The organism is Paracoccaceae bacterium (assembly GCA_012103375.1).
Classification (GTDB): domain Bacteria; phylum Pseudomonadota; class Alphaproteobacteria; order Rhodobacterales; family Rhodobacteraceae; genus WLWX01.
In genome coordinates this window covers 3,220,539-3,237,390 of the sequence record WLWX01000001.1, presented here as the reverse complement: position 1 = coordinate 3,237,390, position 16,852 = coordinate 3,220,539, and the positions used below count along the sequence as shown (strand labels likewise).

The following is a 16,852-nucleotide window of genomic DNA, read 5'->3' as shown; positions in this document are numbered from 1 at the left end:
TGTCTGGCTGTCGTCATTGTCGCTCGGACCAGTGGCGCGTCCAAGGACACCCCCCGAGGATATTTTTGGGTCAATGATGGGATCAGAGCGCTCTGCGCTGAAAGTGCAGCTTGTAGATCAGGCAAAGGCAGAAGGGTTCGCGAAATGTCGCATTACGAGGCCTGATGCGATACCGCAGGCCGCCGGGCGGTTATCCGACTGGCTGGCGGCCGGGCAGAACGGGCAGATGGGTTGGATGGAGCGGCGGGTGGAATGGCGCGGTGATCCGGCCGCGCTGTGGCCCGAAGCACGCTCGGTCATCATGCTGGCCGAAAGTTATACGCAAGATCATAATCCGCTGGAGGTTCTGGAGCGGCGGGATCGGGCGGCGATCAGCGTCTATGCGCAGAACCGGGATTATCATGATGTCGTCAAGAAACGGCTGAAACGGCTTGGGCGGTGGTTGATCGATCAGGCTGAGGGGGCCGAGATCAAGGTGTTTGTCGACACCGCCCCGGTGATGGAAAAACCGCTGGCCGAGGCCGCCGGGCTGGGCTGGCAGGGCAAGCACACCAACCTTCTGGGGCGCGATCTGGGGAACTGGATGTTCCTAGGGGCGATCTTCACGACGCTTGAATTAGAGCCCGATGCGCCGGAATCCGAGAACTGCGGCACGTGCACGGCCTGTCTGGATATATGTCCGACAGATGCCTTTCCGGCCCCGTTCCAGCTGGATGCGCGGCGGTGCATTTCCTATCTGACGATCGAGCATGACGGTCCGGTGGCGGAAGACCTGCGCCCGTTGATGGGCAACCGGATCTATGGCTGTGACGACTGTCTGGCGGTTTGCCCCTGGAACAAGTTTGCCGTTGCGGCCAGCGATGTGAAATACGCCGCACGCGGTGATCTACGTGCGCCGAAACTTGCGGAGTTGGCGGTGCTTGATGATGCGGGGTTCAGGGCGATGTTCTCAGGCTCGGCCATCAAGCGGATCGGGCGCAACCGGTTTGTGCGCAACGTGGGTTATGCTGTTGGAAACTCGGGCAATGCAGAGCTGATCCCGGTGGCGCAGGCGCTGGCGGCGGATGAGGACGGGGTGGTTGCGGATGCGGGGCGCTGGGCCGCTGCGCGGTTGCAGGTGACATGAGCCGCGCCGCATCCGCACAGCCATTTCGCGCCATTGCCCTAAAGCTGGCGGCGGTGACGCTGTTCGTGATCATGGCGGCGTTGATCAAGTCGGCATCTGGGCGGGTGCCCCCGGGCGAAGCGGTGTTCTTCCGATCATTTTTCGCCATCCCGGTCATCTTTGGCGCACTGATCCTGCGTGGCGGAATTCGTGGTGGGTTGCGCGTGGTCGAACCGATGTCCCATGTCTGGCGCGGGTTGGTCGGGACGACCGCGATGGGGCTTAGCTTTACGGGTCTTGCTTTGCTGCCGTTTGCCGAGGTGAAGGCGATTCAATACGCCTCTCCGTTGATGGTGGTGATCTTTGCGGCGATGTTTCTGGGCGAGCAGGTGCGGGCGTTCCGACTGACCGCTGTGGCGTTGGGGCTGGCCGGGGTGCTGATTATCCTGTCGCCGCGGTTGGGTGACATCAGTGCGGGCGGCGATAGGATGGCGTTGGGGGCCATGGTGGTTCTGGCCAGTGCAATCTGTGCTGCATTGGCCCAGGTCTTTGTGCGAAAACTGGTGGTCACGGAATCGACCAATGCAATCGTATTCTGGTTTTCGGTGACGGCGTCGTGCTTGTCGTTGCTGACGGTGCCGTTCGGCTGGGTCTGGCCGACATCGGGCGAAGCCGCGCTGCTGATCGGGGCCGGTTTGCTGGGTGGGATTGCGCAGATGTTCGCCACAAGCGCGTACCGATATGCCGATGTGTCGGTTGTGGCCCCGTTCGATTACGCGTCAATGTTGCTGGCGCTTGGGATCGGGTTTTTCCTGTTCGGAGAGGTGCCAACAGGGATCATGCTGGGGGGTACCACGCTGGTGGTTGCGGCCGGCGTGCTGATTATCTGGCGCGAACGCCAGTTGGGTTTGGAGCGCGCCAAAGGCCGCAAAGTCATGACGCCGCAAGGCTGAGCGGCGTTGCTTCAGTACCTCGAACCGCTCGACATATGATCTGCAACCGCCGCTTTCAGGGCCAGCCGACGCGGAAGGGGCAGAGGTCATGCACTCCGATGAATATCGCGATCAGGGGTTGTACCCCGAAAAGACGCATCAGAATCGGTTGATCAAATCCTTTGAACTGTAACTCAACGAAAATCCTAGGGAGGATTCACATGCTGAAACAAATGCTTGCGGGCGCGACGGTGGCGCTCGGCCTGATGGCGGGGCCTGCACTTGCCGAATGGAAGCCAGACGGCTCGGTCATGATGATGACGATGTTCACACCGGGCGGAGGCGATGTGCTGTCGAAGCGCCTTTCCTGCCTTCACAACACTACTTTTTGAGTGCTGGGGCTTCTCAAATTCTGCCATGGGAAGCGGCCACGAATCATTGACGTGTAGCATCGTAAAACCTCCTAAAGCGTTTCGACATTAACCTGAGACATATCCGGCGGCCTTAAAGTAGTTCCAGCATTCTACTGGGTCGTAGAGATCGCAGATTGCTCCGATTGCTTCGAAGACCTGGGTAAAGGACCTGGCCCCGATCCGTCGCAAATGGGCTTTCAGTTTAGAGAAGGCCTGCTCGATGGGATTCAGGTCGGGCGAGTACGGTGGCAGGTAAAGGAACCAGCAGCCGTGATTGCGTAAAGCCTGCGTCGCCTCCTTATTCCGGTGGGTTGCCAGGTTGTCGAGAATGACGACAGTGCCGGGGTTGATCTCGGGGACCAGCACTTCGCGGATGTAGGCCGCGAAGGCGGGGCCATCTATCGCTCCCTTGATGACCCAAGGTGCGATCAGCGCGCCTTGGGTCAGGCCCGCGATCAAGGTTTGGGTTCCCCAGCTTCCGAAGGGCGCATCCATCGTCAGGCGCTTACCGCGCTTGGCTCTGCCGCGTAGGCGCGTGAGGTTTGTCTTCACTGCGGTTTCGTCAATAAAGACAACGCGCTCAGGAAAGGTCGCAATGGCTGGCGAGCGGTATCTGAACCAGTCGGCCCGTTGCTGCCTTACCTTGGCGCGGCGGCGCTCGGTTGCGACCAGCGACTTTTTTTGTACGTGAAGCCGAGCCGGGACAGAAGGTTGGCGATGGAGGAGTGATGCACCCGCACACCCTCTGCATCGGCCAGCGCATTACGCAACTCAAAGAGCGTGATGTCAGGGTCTTGTGCGATCAACTCCTCAAAGAATTCCCGATGCGGAGCCAGCTTTCCCTTGCCGCGCGGCGGTCCCTGCCGGGCAGGTTCCGCATGACCCTTCATCCTCACCTGACGCGCCCACCGCGCGCCTGTGGCAGGCGACAGCTTCAACCGCAACGCCGCCGCGCGCCCGCTCAACCCTTCTTCAATGTATCTCTGAAACCGTATCCGAAGCGCAGATGGCAAAGGTGCTGACATGATCCATCCTCCCAAACAGGATGAATCACAGATCAGGTCTCAAGGGAATCCCTCGCGATTCAGGTTCAAGCCGAAACGCTTTAGGGCCTGTTGACGTTCAGGATTCCCAATTGATCCGAGTTCTGATTCAAGGTTGCAAACAACAGGAGAGCAGCCTTGATCCGTTTCGGTCTAACCGATGCCCAATGGGGGTTGATTGAACCGCATTGCCTTGGGAGGACATCCGATCCTGGCCAAACCGGGCGTGAGCCGTACCTTTTCGTCGAAGCCGTGTTGTGGATGGTTCGAACCGGCGCACAGCGGCGAGATTTGCCGGATGCGTTTGATAAGTGGATCTCCAGACATACGCGGTGTGCCTGAATTGATCGAAAGCCTACGTACAGATCACATGCTGGCTGACCGCGCTTTTGACGCGGATTGGTCGCGAAAACCTCTCTCTGAGCACGGCATTACGCCTGTTATCCCACCCCGCAAGAACCGCAAACACCCTGCCAAATATGACCAAGAGATGTACAAATGGCGCCATCTGGTCGAAAACGTCTTTCAGAAGATCAAAGATTACAGAGGGTTAGAAACGCGCTCCTGCAAAACAGACAGCAGCTTCACCGCATTCATCTCTCTCGCAGGCACAGACCTATGGCTCAAATGAACGTCAACAGACTCTAGTCGTTTCATCATCTTGGTTCTCCCTGTGCAGTTATTTGAAATCGGCGTCAGAAGTTGACTCGATCCCCTCCCTTCAACGCAAGCATGTCCCGCGCTTCATCCGGTGTGGCAACTTCGCATCCCAGATCTTCGACGATCCGACGGATCTTGGCGACTTGTTGCGCATTGCTTTCTGCCAGTGTCCCGCGTGAGATATAGAGGCTGTCCTCAAGCCCGACCCGGACATTGCCGCCCATCTGGCTGGCCGTCGTGGCCAGCGGCATCTGCGCACCACCGGCCCCCAAAACAGACCAGCGATACGCGTCGCCGAAAAGGCGATCTGCGGTCTGTTTCAGGAAGATCAGGTTCTCGATGTCAGACCCGATGCCGCCAAGGATTCCCATCACGAATTGTAAAAAAATCGGCGCCTTGAACAGGCCGGAGTCCATGCAGAACTTTAGATTGTAGAGGTGCCCGACGTCGTAAATTTCATGCTCGAACTTGATGTCGTGCGGGGCGAGGGTTTCGGCGGCTTCGCGGATGTCAGCGAAAGTATTGCGAAAAATATTGGCCTCCGAGCCGCGAATATAGTCTTCCTCCCAATCGTATTTGAACGTCTCGTAGCGATCGGCGAGCGGGTGAAACGCGAAGTTCATCGACCCCATGTTGAGCGAGCACATCTCGGGGCTGAATTTGGTTGCCGCCTTCAGACGCTCGGTGATCCGCATTGTCGGTGCGCCGCCGGTGGTGATGTTGATGACCGCGCCGGTGGATTGCTTGATCCGGCCAAGAAACGGTTCGTAATGTTCCGGCGCGACCGATGGGCGGCCGTCTGCAGGGTCACGGGTGTGCAGGTGCAATATTGACGCGCCAGCTTCTGCGGCGGCAATCGCCTGGGCTGCAATGTCATCCGCCGTGATTGGCAAGGTGTCGGACATCGTTGGTGTATGGATCGCGCCGGTGACGGCGCAGGTGATAATGGTTTTCTGACGTGCCATGCTCAGGTCTCCTTGTCCGGTGTGTGGCCGCTGACCCGATACCCAAGCGGGAAAAGTTGCAGATCGTAGCGCGCGCGCAGCAGCCCCCAAAGGCCTTTTGGCGCTTTCAGCATGATGACAATCGCCACAAGGCCCAGCACCATCAAATAGATCGTGCCGAGGTCGGCCAATGTTTCGCGTAGGGCAAAGAACACCAACGTACCGATGATCGGCCCTTCCAGCGTGCCAATTCCGCCAATCACAACGATAAAGATCACGAAAGCCGTCCAGTCGTTGACCGAAAACGCCGCGTCTGGTGAGATACGAAGCTTTTGCAGGAAGATCAGCGCACCGACCATCGCCGTCAGCCCGCCGGTCACGACGTAGACGACGAATTTCGTGCGCCAGATGTCGATGCCAAGCGAGGCTGCCGCCAACTCGTTATCGCGAATTGCGGTCAGCGCAAGGCCCCGGCGCGAGCGCAGGAACAAATAGACGGCGGCGATAACGACGATAAAACTGCCAAGCGCCATCCAATAGCTGACGGATTCCCGCATCGAGCGTGAATTGGCGATGGATTTCACGATGTCCACCGGAAGCGACGAACCCGAACCGCCGCCCAGTGCTGATATCTGGGCAAAGGACAGCCGAAAAACCTCGGCCATGACCCAGGTGCCAATGGCGAAGTATGCGCCCCTCAGGCGGAATATCAATAACGCGACGGGGATCGAAATTGCAGCCCCCAGAACCGCCGCACCAGCAATAGCGACGAGCGGGGGCAATCCACCGAAAATGGTCAGCGCAAACAGCATGTAGCCGCCGAACCCGACGTAGGCTTGCTGCCCGACAGATACCAGTCCTGCATACCCAGCCATCAGGTTCCACAAAGACGCGAGCGCGAGGTACAGAAAAATCTCGCCCATCAGGCGCATGTTAGCGCGCCCTGCCCACCACGGGGCCAGCGCCAGAATGACCAGAACGAGCAGGCCAAGGACGGCGGCAACTTTCGCGGCGCGCGACGTACGGCTGACTGAAAGGTTCGGGCTGGCGCTCATCCGGAAACCCTCGGGAATAGGCCCTGTGGGCGGATGGCCAGGACGATTAGGAAGGCAATGTGTCCAGCAAGGATTTGCCAGCCCGGGTCAATCTTTGCGCCGATGGTTTGGGCAACGCCAAGAATGACGCCACCTGCCAATGTGCCCCAAAGGTTGCCGAGGCCACCGATGATCACCGCTTCGAAACCATAGCTCAGCCGCCCCGCGCCAGCCGTCGGATCAAAACTAGTCCGAATGCCAAGCAGGATGCCCGCAACGGCAGTGACAGCAAGTGCCAGTGCCATGGCCAGACCAAAGATGTGCCGCCGGTTCAGGCCCATCAGTTGCGCGATGTCCTGATTGTCGGACACGGCGCGGAACGCGCGGCCCAGCGCAGTGCGATAGAATATCCATTGCAACCCGGCGATCAGGGCCACCGCAATGCCAAACGTCAGCAGCGGCAGGATGCCCAGGCTTAACCCCCCGACTTGAACGCTGGCCGTCTCCAAAGCGCCTGCATTCATTTTCTGCGGGTCGGCGGTATAGCCTTCCAAAAACGCGTTCTGCAGGATCACCGACAGCCCGAATGTCACCAGAAGCGGCGGCAACAGATCGTCGCCCAGCGTGTGGTTCAGAATACCCCGTTGCAGGACATAACCGATGGCGGCCATGGTCGGCACCACAGACAGCAGCGCCAGAAGCGGGTGCATCCCGGTCAGCCCGACAACTGTCAGCCCCAGATAGGCCGCCAGCACGATCAGGTCGCCGTGCGCGATATTGACCAGCCGCATCACGCCGAAAATCAGGCTCAGCCCTGCTGCGAACAAGGCATAAAGCCCACCAAGCAAAACCCCTTGAACGATGGCGTTGACCCAATCCATCTAGTCGATCCCGAAATAGGCAGCGCTGATCGCCTCGCGCGAGGCATCGCCTGACGCACTTTCAAGCGACACACGACCTTCCTGCAGGCAATAAACCCGGTCCGAGACGGACAGCGCCTTCGAGATGTCTTGTTCGACAATAATCGCCGACATGCCCTCGCCCACGATCCCCGGCAGGGCGTCGTAGATCGACTTGATGATAACGGGTGCCAGTCCAAGGCTGATTTCATCGAACAGGATCAGATCGGGGTTCGACATCAATGCCCGTCCGATGGCGACCATCTGCTGTTGCCCGCCGGAAAGTTCGGTTGACGGCACCGCGCGGCGTTGCTTCAGAACCGGGAACAGATCAAACACCGCCTCAAGGCTCCACCGTCCCTTGCGGCCTAGCCGCCCACCAATCAACAGGTTTTCTTCGACCGACAGCGAGGGGAACAGCTGCCGCCCCTCGGGCACCAGCGCAATGCCAAGGGCGGCGATCTGATCCGCGCGCAGGCTTCCGATTGGCTGTCCGCGATAGGCAATCTGTTCCGGCGCATTCGCCATCAGGCCCGAGATCGAGCGCAATAGCGTCGTCTTGCCAGCACCGTTTGCCCCGATGATGGCCAGAACTTCGCCCGGTGCCAGCACCATGTCGATACCGTATAGGGCTTGAAAGTCGCCATAGTGGGCGTCAAGGCCCGACAGTTTGAGGATCGGGTCAGGCATCGACTTCGATCCCCAAGTAAATCTCCTGCACTTCGGGGCTTTCCATGATGGTTTTCGGGTCGCCCTCGGCGATCTTGCGGCCGAAATCGATGACGATCAGCCGGTCGACCACAGCCAGCAGGGCGTGCACCACATGTTCGATCCAGATGATCGTCACGCCGCTTGCATGGATGTCCTTGATGGTCTGCACCAGCGAGACGCATTCGCGTTCGGTCAGACCGCCTGCGATTTCGTCCAGCATCAACAGCTTGGGTTTGGCGCACAGCGCGCGGGTCAATTCCAGCCGCTTGCGGTCCAGCAGCGTCAGACTGCCAGCCAGCGCGTTGGCGCGGGCCAGCAGGCCGGTCTGGTCCAGCACTTCAAGGCAATGACGCTCAGCCTCGTGCCCGGCAAGCCCGGCGGCCTGTGTGGCGGCGATCATCGCGTTTTCGAACACCGTCATGCCGCCAAAGGGTTGTGGCACCTGAAAGCTGCGCGCCATGCCCGCGCGGCAACGGCGCGCGGCGCTGTGGCGCGTCACGTCTTCGCCCTGAAACCGGATCACGCCGCCGTCCGGGGCCAGTGTTCCGGTGATCAGGTTGAACATCGTCGTTTTTCCCGCCCCGTTCGGGCCGATGATACCCAGGGCCTGCCCTTCTGGCACATCATAGCCCAGCGCGTCGGCCACCGTGACGGCACCGAAGGATTTGGACAGACCGTCAAGTTGCAGGATCATCGCCATGAGGTTTCCGGCCAAACGGCTGCGCCAATGAATTGGCGCAGCCAGCGCCTTTAGATCAGCTTCAATTCGCCGGTGGTCGGGATCGATGGCTGATCAGAATTGGCGACAATTTTCAGATCGAAAGTATCGCCTTCCTTCTGCCATTGCCCGCCGACCAAGGGCGTTTTGCTGACGTTCTTCACCGGCCCGGTGGACCAGTTCACATTGCCCACGATGGTGTCGAGGTTGGTGGCCGCAATGGCCGCTGTGATGGCTTCCGGATCGTCAAGATCCTCGGCCCGTTTGATGACATCGGCGGCCACTTCGAACAGGGCGTGCTTAAAGCCGATCGGCTGCGTCCAGGGGCGACCCGTGGCTGCGACATAGCCGTCTGCCAGTTCGCGTGCCGATGCTCCGGTCAGCGACGAGTTGAACGGGTGGTGCGGTGACCACCACACCTCGGACGTCAGCCCGTCGGCGCGGTCGCCGTAACTGTCAATCACGGTCGGGAACAGCAGCGCCTTGCCGACCGTCACGACCTTGGGCGCAAAACCCTGCTGCGCGGACTGTGCCCAGAAGGTGCCGAAATCGGGCGGGATCATCACGCCGGTCACGATCTCGCAATTCGCGTCACGGAAGGCAGCGATCTGGTTACTGAAGTCATCCGACAAAGGCTGATAGCGGCCCGGATCGACCAGATCGTAACCTGCAGCGGCAAGAGGCGTCGGCAGACCCAGGTTTGCATCGCCCCAGGCGTTGCCGTCCGCGTCGTTCGGGAAAAGACCGCCGACCTTCTTGGCGACCCCGCTTTGCCCCCAGATATCGAGGAACACGCCGATCACATCCTCTAGCCCCCAGAAGAAGTGATAGGTGCTTTGGAAGCCCTCGGCCGGGTTGCCATTGCGCCCGAAGAAATAGGGCTGCCAGGGCGCGTCGGTGGTGATGCAAGGCACCTCGTTGATCTCGGCCTGATCGGCGACCGGGTTTGTGGTGTCCGGGGTTGCGGCGGCGACGATGATATCAACCTCATCCCCCAGAATAAGGTCGGCGGCCACTTCGGCGGCACGGTTCGGGTTGGACTGGCTGTCGCGCGAAATGATCTCGACCCCCCAGCTGGACCCGTTGTTTTCCAGACCGCCCGCGAAGGTCGCGTTGATCCCTTCGACGATGTAATCGTCGGCCTCGGCAAACCCGGCCAGCGGGCCGGTCTTGGGGCTGACGAAGCCGATCTTCAGGCCTTTGTTCTGCGCGTAAGCGCGGGTGCCGCGCAGGATTGCTGGTGCAGCAATGGCGGCTGTCGAGGCCGCAAGGAAGCCCCGGCGCGTTGCGGTGTTCAGTCGTTTTTTCATTTCATCCTCCCAATGATGACCCTTTTGTGGGTCTGATTTTTCAGTCGCCCAAGGTCTGCTGTAACTGTTGCAGATGGCGACCGACTTTGTCGCGTATTTTCTCGGCATCTCCGTCGGCCCATTTGCGAAAACCTTCGCCGGTTTTCATGCCAAGGCGGCCCTCGGAAACCAATTGTTGCAGATAGGGCGATGGGCCGGGCCGGCGTTCCAAGTCGGCAAGCACGTTTTCGTGGATGTCCAGCGTCAGGTCCGTTCCGACCAGATCAGCATTTTCAAGCGGGCCAAGCACAACAAGCCGCCGCCCGAAACTGGCCTTGATGACCGTATCAACAGCCTCGGCATCGCAGATGCCGTTTTCGACCAGCGACACCGCTTCGCGCCACAGCGCATGTTGCAGCCGGTTGCCGATGAACCCCGGCACGTCCTTTTCGACCATGACCGGCGTTTTTCCGGCCTCGGCCAGCAGATCGAACATCGCCTGCGCGGCTGCCGGTGCGGTCCATTCGGTTTTCACCACCTCGACCAGCGGGATCATGTGCGGCGGGTTCCACCAGTGGGTGCCAAGCGCCCGGTGGCGAGATTCCAGATGACCGGTGATCTTCGAGATTTGGATGACCGAGGTGTTGGAGGCCAGCACCGCATCAGTCGGCGCATGTGCTTCAATCTCGGAAAAAATCGACCGCTTCAGGTCCAGCTTTTCCGGGGCGGCTTCGATCACGAAGCCCGCGTCCTTGACTGCCCCTTCAACCGAATTGCACAGCGCGATTTTCTTAAGGATTTTCGGAATATTCCCGGCAGGCTCCTCCAGCAGTTTCAGGCTGTCGGTGATCCGCGCTGTGACACTGGCAAGCGCATCCGGCACCGGATCGGTGATTGCAACATTATGTCCGGCCCGGGCCAGCGTCAGCGCGATGCCATGCCCCATCAAGCCCGCGCCGATCACCGCTGTTTGCAGCCCTTTGGTCATCCCGCGGTATACCCACCGTCGGCATATAGAATGTGCCCGGTATAGAAATCCGACGCTTTGGAGGCGAGGAACAGCAGCGGTCCGGCCAGATCTTCAGGCTCACCCAGACGCCCTTTCGGAACTCGCGCCAGGAACCCGGCGCGCACAGCTTTGGCCTTGTCGGTATCCTCAAACATCCAGGCGGTCAGGGGTGATCGGAACACCGTCGGCGCGATTGCATTGACGGTGATCCCGGTCGGCCCAAGCTCGCACCCCAGCGCCTTGGTCATGCCGTCAACCGCCGCTTTCGAAGCGCAATATGCTGTGTACCCCGCCGGATGCCCCAACAACCCGCGCGCAGAGGAGACGAGGACAATCTTGCCGCCCGTCCCCTGTGCCTTCATCACCTTCGTCGCGGCCCGCGCGATCAGCCATGTCTGCGTCACATTTGCATTCATCACGTCGGTGAAGGTCTCGGGCGCCATATCTTCGATCAGCGCGACCTTGTTCATCCCGGACGCGACAACAAGAATATCGAGCGACCCGAACGCCTTGGCGGCCTCATCGGCCATTTGGGTACAAGCCGCCTCATCCGACGGGCGTGCGTTTATCGTGTGGACCTTTGCGCCCAAATCCCGGCACTGGGCGGCGATGTCTTCCAGCGCATCGGCATTGCCCGCCGCCAGCACCAGATTGCAGCCAGCGCCCGCCAGCACCCGCGCGGCAACCATTCCGAATGCGCCCGACGCGCCGGTAATCAGCGCGGTCTTGCCGGAAACGTCAAACATCGACAACGGATTCTGCATTACGTTGCCCCTGGCGAATAGGGCATCACAACCAGCATGATTGCCGCGTGGTTGCTGCGGTTTTCGATCAACCGTTCCTCGCCCGCCGGAATGGTGCAGCTGTCGAATTTCCGCAGCACGGTCTCGGTGCCGTCAATCACCACCGTCAATTCGCCTTCGACAATGAAATACAGCTTTTCGATTGGCGACGAATCCGGCCCCGCGCCGCCGCCGGGCAAATAATGCGACAGGCCCATCCATTGATTCGTCGGGCCACCGTCTTCAAAGCCCTGAAGACGCAGGCCCTTCACATCCCAGTGGTTCGGGGCTTCGTAGGGTTCCGCATCCTCAAACCGTTTGACCAGCATCAGAATGCCTCTCCGGCCTCGATCCGATAGGCTTGCTTCTTGTCGGTGATTGCCACCAGTCGGACAATGCAACCGTCGCCACGGTCCCAGTTCCACGGAAAAAAGGCGAGTGTCACGCGCTTGCCGGTGACAGCGTCCAGATCGCCGCCGACGTTCTCGATCCCCATGATGCCGTTCTTGAACAGCATATTGTGCACCGGCTCCCACTCCGGGAAGGCTTCATCCCAGGGAATGCCGCCGGACCATTCGAGGTATTCCGCTTCAAGGTGCGGCAGGATCGGGCCATTTCGCTGCGGGCCAATGGCCGTGGCCAGCGGGTGATCATTGGCCTGGGTGTCGTGGCCGACAACCTTGATGCCCTTTTCGATGATCCATTCGGCCGCAGACGGCACAAGGCCGGGGCAATAGGCGAAGTAATCCCCGTCTTCATATTGCTTGTGCCAACCGGTGTTGATGATCAGCACATCGCCCTTGCGGATCGCGTGACCGCAGGCTTTTTCCAGATCCTCGCCGGTAATCTGCTCCCACTTCTTTTTCGGGATCGACACGACAAGGCCCGAGCCGAAGAAATGCGGCAGAGGCACCTCGTCGATGAAAGGTGTCCCCTGCACGACATGGGCGGGTGCATCGATATGGGTGGTCACGTGCATTGTCGTGGTTATGGTCTGAGACAGCACGCCGGACTTGGCCATATAGTGCTTTCGTTCAATCGCGACGTCTTTGAAATACGGCCAGTTCGGGCATTGGTACCCGAAGCGGTGGCTGAGGTTGGTGAACTCCAGTCCCATGTCGTTGTCGAGATTTCCCTGAAACTCGATACCGCGAATTTCCACCATTTTCGTGCCTCCCTCAGCGCGATGCTTTTCTGATGAGGATGGTGCAACGCAACCGGACATCCGTCAACGAAAAACCACAATGCGATTTATTTGTACCGTATTGCGGTGCAGTTTGAAATCATGTCTATTGTCGTGTGTATCATGCGGATTGTGAGGCAAATGACTGAATCTGAACAAAAAACCAATCGCCATGGCATTCAAGTTATCGCGCGCGCCGCAGCAATTCTGCGGGTTTTGAAGACAGATCACTCAGGTCTGAGCCTTGGTCAGATCGCAGAGGTCGCGGGTCTGCCACGCTCAACAGTGCAGAGAATCGTCGGCGCATTGCAGGCCGAACGGCTTGTTATTTCTGACACGTCCGGGCGGGGATTTCGCCTTGGCCCCGAGGTGACCGCCCTAGCCGAAGCGACCCATTACAACATTGTCGAGCGTTGCCGCCTGTTGCTGAGCGAGTTGACCCAGGAAACGGGCGAGACTGCCGACCTGTCGGTCTTACGCGGTGCAGGGATGATCTTCCTTGACCAAGTGCCGGGGACGCACAGACTACGCACGATTTCATCCGTCGGTGAGGTATTTCCCCTAACCACAACGGCAAATGGGCGCGCCTGCTTGGCCCGACTACCGGATGCAAAGGCCGAGAAACTGATACGCGATGAATGGGAGCGTCGCGGGAACGAAAGCGACATCGCCAGCTTCCGTAGCATGTTGGCGGATATTAAGGCCGGTGGGCTGGCCTATGATCTTGACGAACATACCCCGGGGATCTCGGCGATGGGATTCGCTTTCGAAGATGCTTCAGGCGACATCCATGCGATTTCCGTGCCGGTGCCATCAACACGATTTGGGGCCATTCGTCAGAATGTCGAAACTGCTTTGGCAAAGACGGCCAGGCACATCGAGAAAACGCTGGAATTGCCGGGATAGGGATTATCGAATGTCGCTATCTGGCCGATTGTGTTGAAAAACTCCGTTTTAGGGCCTGAACGATGATTTTTCTTTCCATGCAGCCCGATCCTAAATTTTTGGCGCGGGGGTCGGCCCAAATCGCCTACATGCGCTCACGCGCAGCCATGCGCTGTCTCGTGGTCAAAGCTTTCCGACTATTTCGCTTCATAGGTTTTCGCAAGAAATCCGCGACGCTCTGATTTCGGAGTTTTTCAACACAATCGGCCAAAATGCATTTTAAAGCGTTTCGGCTTGAACCTGAATCGCGAGGGATTCCCTTGAGACCTGATCTGTGATTCATCCTGTTTGGGAGGATGGATCATGTCAGCACCTTTGCCATCTGCGCTTCGGATACGGTTTCAGAGATACATTGAAGAAGGGTTGAGCGGGCGCGCGGCGGCGTTGCGGTTGAAGCTGTCGCCTGCCACAGGCGCGCGGTGGGCGCGTCAGGTGAGGATGAAGGGTCATGCGGAACCTGCCCGGCAGGGACCGCCGCGCGGCAAGGGAAAGCTGGCTCCGCATCGGGAATTCTTTGAGGAGTTGATCGCACAAGACCCTGACATCACGCTCTTTGAGTTGCGTAATGCGCTGGCCGATGCAGAGGGTGTGCGGGTGCATCACTCCTCCATCGCCAACCTTCTGTCCCGGCTCGGCTTCACGTACAAAAAAAGTCGCTGGTCGCAACCGAGCGCCGCCGCGCCAAGGTAAGGCAGCAACGGGCCGACTGGTTCAGATACCGCTCGCCAGCCATTGCGACCTTTCCTGAGCGCGTTGTCTTTATTGACGAAACCGCAGTGAAGACAAACCTCACGCGCCTACGCGGCAGAGCCAAGCGCGGTAAGCGCCTGACGATGGATGCGCTCTTCGGAAGCTGGGGAACCCAAACCTTGATCGCGGGCCTGACCCAAGGCGCGCTGATCGCACCTTGGGTCATCAAGGGAGCGATAGATGGCCCCGCCTTCGCGGCCTACATCCGCGAAGTGCTGGTCCCCGAGATCAACCCCGGCACTGTCGTCATTCTCGACAACCTGGCAACCCACCGGAATAAGGAGGCGACGCAGGCTTTACGCAATCACGGCTGCTGGTTCCTTTACCTGCCACCGTACTCGCCCGACCTGAATCCCATCGAGCAGGCCTTCTCTAAACTGAAAGCCCATTTGCGACGGATCGGGGCCAGGTCCTTTACCCAGGTCTTCGAAGCAATCGGAGCAATCTGCGATCTCTACGACCCAGTAGAATGCTGGAACTACTTTAAGGCCGCCGGATATGTCTCAGGTTAATGTCGAAACGCTTTAGCACCCGCTGCATTTTCAGGGCCGGATCATCGATCATCTTTTCAGAACGCCAGCAAACGTGCTGATCCGGGCGTACCAATAAACACCCGGTATCACCAATTTCGCGGATCCGCGCCCAATCGCCGGTATGATCGACATACTCTTGACGTGGACCGATCATGTGGGCGCGGATCTCGATACCCAATGCCTTTGACGCGGCCTCTGCGGCGGATATCCAGTCTTGACCGCCCAACCCCGTGAACACGGTAAATGCCCCGCCGCCTGCCAGATCAAGCGTGGAATGCTTCGCGCCATTCCCGTCAAACAACCAGACATGCGGCAGCCGTGCACCAGGCCAAGTGGTCGGGTGATAGTGTAGCTCGGCATCCTTTTCGAAATCCGGTTCCGCCGATCCGTCCCCGACAATCGCGTCCGAGCGATAGCGCTGGTTCATCTCGACCCCGTGGGCGTCGAATTCGTAAACTTTGAAGGCAATGGCTTTGTTGAGCGCGTCCCGCTGAACCTCGGCATCCGCTCCGGTGCCACAGCGGGCATCCATGTTGGCCTTGATCTTCTCGACATCCGCCCCGCCGGTCATACCGAGCGCCTCAAAAATAGGACCGAATTCGCCGATTGATTGGTTGGCGCGGTTCACGATCTGCTTGGCAATTGGCGCACGTTCGGTGTCATAACTCTCCAGCAGTGCCTCTCCGGCCTGTCCCTTCAACACGGACGCCAGTTTCCAGCACAAGTTGAACGCATCCTGGATTGACGTATTCGACCCGAGGCCGTTTGAAGGTGGATGCCGGTGCGCTGCGTCGCCCATGATGAAAACCCGACCCTTAGAAAGTCGAGCCGCATAAGCATCGTTAACGGTCCAGGTGTTGGCTGACAGCAGCTCAATCTCTAGCTCGGGATCGCCCACCAGCTGACGCGCTACCGATGTCGCCATCGCATCGTCTACCACCGGGGCCCGTTCATTGATGTCATAACCCCAGACGATCAGCCATTCGTTCCAGGGCCGGATCATCCGGACCAAGCCCATGCCAATGCCACCCACATCCGCGCCGGGCTGCATTATCCAATAGAGCACACTGGGCCGATGCTCGACGTACTTGGATAGATCTGCCCGGAACAGAATGTTCATCGAGCCGCCAACGCCCATCTTGCCCTCAATCGGCAGGTCTTCGTTCTCGGCTACCAGAGAATTACCACCATCAGCACCGATGAGGAATTTGCTGCGGATCGTTAACTTCTTGCCCGTCAGTCGATCCAGACACGTGGTCGTAACGCCCTCGCTATCCTGTTCATGGTGCAGGTACTCCGTACTCATCCTGGCCTGGGTACCTCGCTTGCAGGCCGTGGTGAACAACAGAGGTTCCATGAAGGTCTGCGGCAGGTCATTCATGAACGTCGGCGACGACAGCAAATGCTCGGCCTTGGAATTCGGATACGTGCCCCAGCTGCGCATGCGGCCGATTTCCTCGCCCGCCAGGCTTTCGCAAAAGACATTGTTGCCCATCAATTCCTGTGGCGTCGCGTGCAAATAGGCTTCGCCCTCAACCTCTTTGCCAAGATCGCGCAACACCTCCATGGTACGCTGGTTGGTGATATGCGCGCGCGGCGTATTGGCAAGCCAGCGATAGCGGTTGATGATCATATTTTCGATGCCGTAAGTGGACAGCAAAGCCGCAGAAGATGACCCTGCCGGTCCTGTTCCGATGATCAGAACGTCGGTTGAAATATCAGGCAATTGAAACTCCCCAAGACTGTTTCGGAAGGTGCACGATTTTGGCTCAACTACGCAAGCTGATGCGTTGGGTTTTCTGGCGAATTTTGATCGACGCCAGAATACCAGGACAGTTTTGAATGGGCCGATTGTGTTGAAAAACTCCGTTTTAGGGCCTGAACGATGATTTTTCTTTCCAT

General features: G+C 59.1%; 16 protein-coding genes and 2 pseudogenes. 6 read left to right on the top strand and 12 right to left on the bottom strand.

Features of this window, described 5'->3' with window-relative positions; all coding sequences use genetic code 11:
* Nucleotides 1-76 precede the first annotated feature (76 nt).
* The 3 genes from queG (at nucleotide 77) to GKR99_16565 (ending at nucleotide 2,429) form a co-directional block, all read left to right on the top strand.
* Entirely contained in the window at nucleotides 77-1,126 is a 1,050-nt protein-coding gene (gene queG, locus GKR99_16575; GenBank protein ID NKB29071.1) for a tRNA epoxyqueuosine(34) reductase QueG, read from the top strand.
* Nucleotides 1,123-2,058 carry an EamA family transporter gene (locus tag GKR99_16570; protein NKB29070.1) on the top strand — a complete coding sequence of 312 codons (936 nt, stop codon included), beginning with the start codon at nucleotides 1,123-1,125 and terminating at the stop codon, nucleotides 2,056-2,058. The genes queG and GKR99_16570 overlap by 4 nt, the downstream gene beginning before the upstream one ends.
* A 200-nt stretch (nucleotides 2,059-2,258) precedes the next feature.
* The gene (locus tag GKR99_16565; GenBank protein ID NKB29069.1) at nucleotides 2,259-2,429 is read left to right on the top strand and encodes a hypothetical protein; all 171 of its coding nucleotides are present in this window, start codon (nucleotides 2,259-2,261) and stop codon (nucleotides 2,427-2,429) included.
* Nucleotides 2,430-2,516: 87 nt separating this feature from the next.
* On the opposite strand, the gene GKR99_16560 is transcribed toward GKR99_16565, so the two are convergent.
* A protein-coding gene (locus GKR99_16560) for an IS630 family transposase (protein ID NKB29068.1) occupies nucleotides 2,517-3,475 on the bottom strand; the annotation gives its coding sequence in 2 pieces (ribosomal slippage) (nucleotides 2,517-3,131 and nucleotides 3,134-3,475; 957 coding nt in all).
* Nucleotides 3,476-3,631: 156 nt separating this feature from the next.
* On the opposite strand from GKR99_16560, the pseudogene GKR99_16555 reads away from it, so the two are divergent.
* Nucleotides 3,632-4,124 (top strand): annotated as a pseudogene (locus tag GKR99_16555) (transposase).
* 64 nt (nucleotides 4,125-4,188) lie between these two features.
* Here GKR99_16555 and GKR99_16550 read toward each other — a convergent pair.
* The 10 genes from GKR99_16550 to GKR99_16505 are packed head-to-tail and all read right to left on the bottom strand — an operon-like array spanning nucleotide 4,189 to nucleotide 12,656.
* The gene (locus GKR99_16550; GenBank protein NKB29067.1) at nucleotides 4,189-5,118 is read right to left on the bottom strand and encodes a 3-keto-5-aminohexanoate cleavage protein; all 930 of its coding nucleotides are present in this window, start codon (nucleotides 5,116-5,118) and stop codon (nucleotides 4,189-4,191) included.
* Between the two features lie 2 nt (nucleotides 5,119-5,120).
* Nucleotides 5,121-6,152 carry a branched-chain amino acid ABC transporter permease gene (locus GKR99_16545; GenBank protein NKB29066.1) on the bottom strand — a complete coding sequence of 344 codons (1,032 nt, stop codon included), beginning with the start codon at nucleotides 6,150-6,152 and terminating at the stop codon, nucleotides 5,121-5,123.
* Nucleotides 6,149-7,012, bottom strand: coding sequence for a branched-chain amino acid ABC transporter permease (locus tag GKR99_16540; protein NKB29065.1), 864 nt, complete (start codon nucleotides 7,010-7,012; stop codon nucleotides 6,149-6,151). The genes GKR99_16545 and GKR99_16540 overlap by 4 nt, the downstream gene beginning before the upstream one ends.
* The gene (locus tag GKR99_16535; protein ID NKB29064.1) at nucleotides 7,013-7,720 is read right to left on the bottom strand and encodes an ATP-binding cassette domain-containing protein; all 708 of its coding nucleotides are present in this window, start codon (nucleotides 7,718-7,720) and stop codon (nucleotides 7,013-7,015) included.
* Nucleotides 7,713-8,441 (bottom strand): ATP-binding cassette domain-containing protein, encoded by a 729-nt coding sequence (locus GKR99_16530; GenBank protein ID NKB29063.1) that lies wholly within the window; start codon nucleotides 8,439-8,441, stop codon nucleotides 7,713-7,715. Before GKR99_16530 ends, GKR99_16535 begins: the two co-directional genes overlap by 8 nt.
* 50 nt (nucleotides 8,442-8,491) lie before the next feature.
* A complete protein-coding gene (locus GKR99_16525) occupies nucleotides 8,492-9,769 on the bottom strand; it encodes an ABC transporter substrate-binding protein (protein ID NKB29062.1) in 1,278 nt (425 codons plus the stop codon).
* Between the two features lie 40 nt (nucleotides 9,770-9,809).
* Nucleotides 9,810-10,736, bottom strand: a complete 927-nt coding sequence (locus GKR99_16520; GenBank protein ID NKB29061.1) for a 3-hydroxyacyl-CoA dehydrogenase family protein — start codon at nucleotides 10,734-10,736, stop codon at nucleotides 9,810-9,812.
* A complete protein-coding gene (locus GKR99_16515) occupies nucleotides 10,733-11,521 on the bottom strand; it encodes an SDR family oxidoreductase (protein ID NKB29060.1) in 789 nt (262 codons plus the stop codon). Before GKR99_16515 ends, GKR99_16520 begins: the two co-directional genes overlap by 4 nt.
* Nucleotides 11,521-11,868, bottom strand: coding sequence for a cupin domain-containing protein (locus tag GKR99_16510; protein ID NKB29059.1), 348 nt, complete (start codon nucleotides 11,866-11,868; stop codon nucleotides 11,521-11,523). Before GKR99_16510 ends, GKR99_16515 begins: the two co-directional genes overlap by 1 nt.
* Complete coding sequence (locus GKR99_16505; protein ID NKB29058.1) at nucleotides 11,868-12,656, bottom strand: cyclase family protein; 789 nt, start codon at nucleotides 12,654-12,656, stop codon at nucleotides 11,868-11,870. The genes GKR99_16510 and GKR99_16505 overlap by 1 nt, the downstream gene beginning before the upstream one ends.
* A 168-nt stretch (nucleotides 12,657-12,824) precedes the next feature.
* Here GKR99_16505 and GKR99_16500 point away from each other — a divergent pair, with 168 nt between their 5' ends.
* Nucleotides 12,825-13,628, top strand: coding sequence for a helix-turn-helix domain-containing protein (locus tag GKR99_16500; protein NKB29057.1), 804 nt, complete (start codon nucleotides 12,825-12,827; stop codon nucleotides 13,626-13,628).
* A gap of 342 nt (nucleotides 13,629-13,970) precedes the next feature.
* Nucleotides 13,971-14,929, top strand: a pseudogene (locus tag GKR99_16495) (IS630 family transposase).
* On the opposite strand, the gene GKR99_16490 reads toward GKR99_16495, so the two are convergent.
* Nucleotides 14,901-16,676, bottom strand: coding sequence for a 2,4-dichlorophenol 6-monooxygenase (locus tag GKR99_16490; protein ID NKB29056.1), 1,776 nt, complete (start codon nucleotides 16,674-16,676; stop codon nucleotides 14,901-14,903). The pseudogene GKR99_16495 and the gene GKR99_16490 sit on opposite strands and share 29 nt — an antisense overlap.
* Between the last annotated feature and the right edge of the window lie 176 nt (nucleotides 16,677-16,852).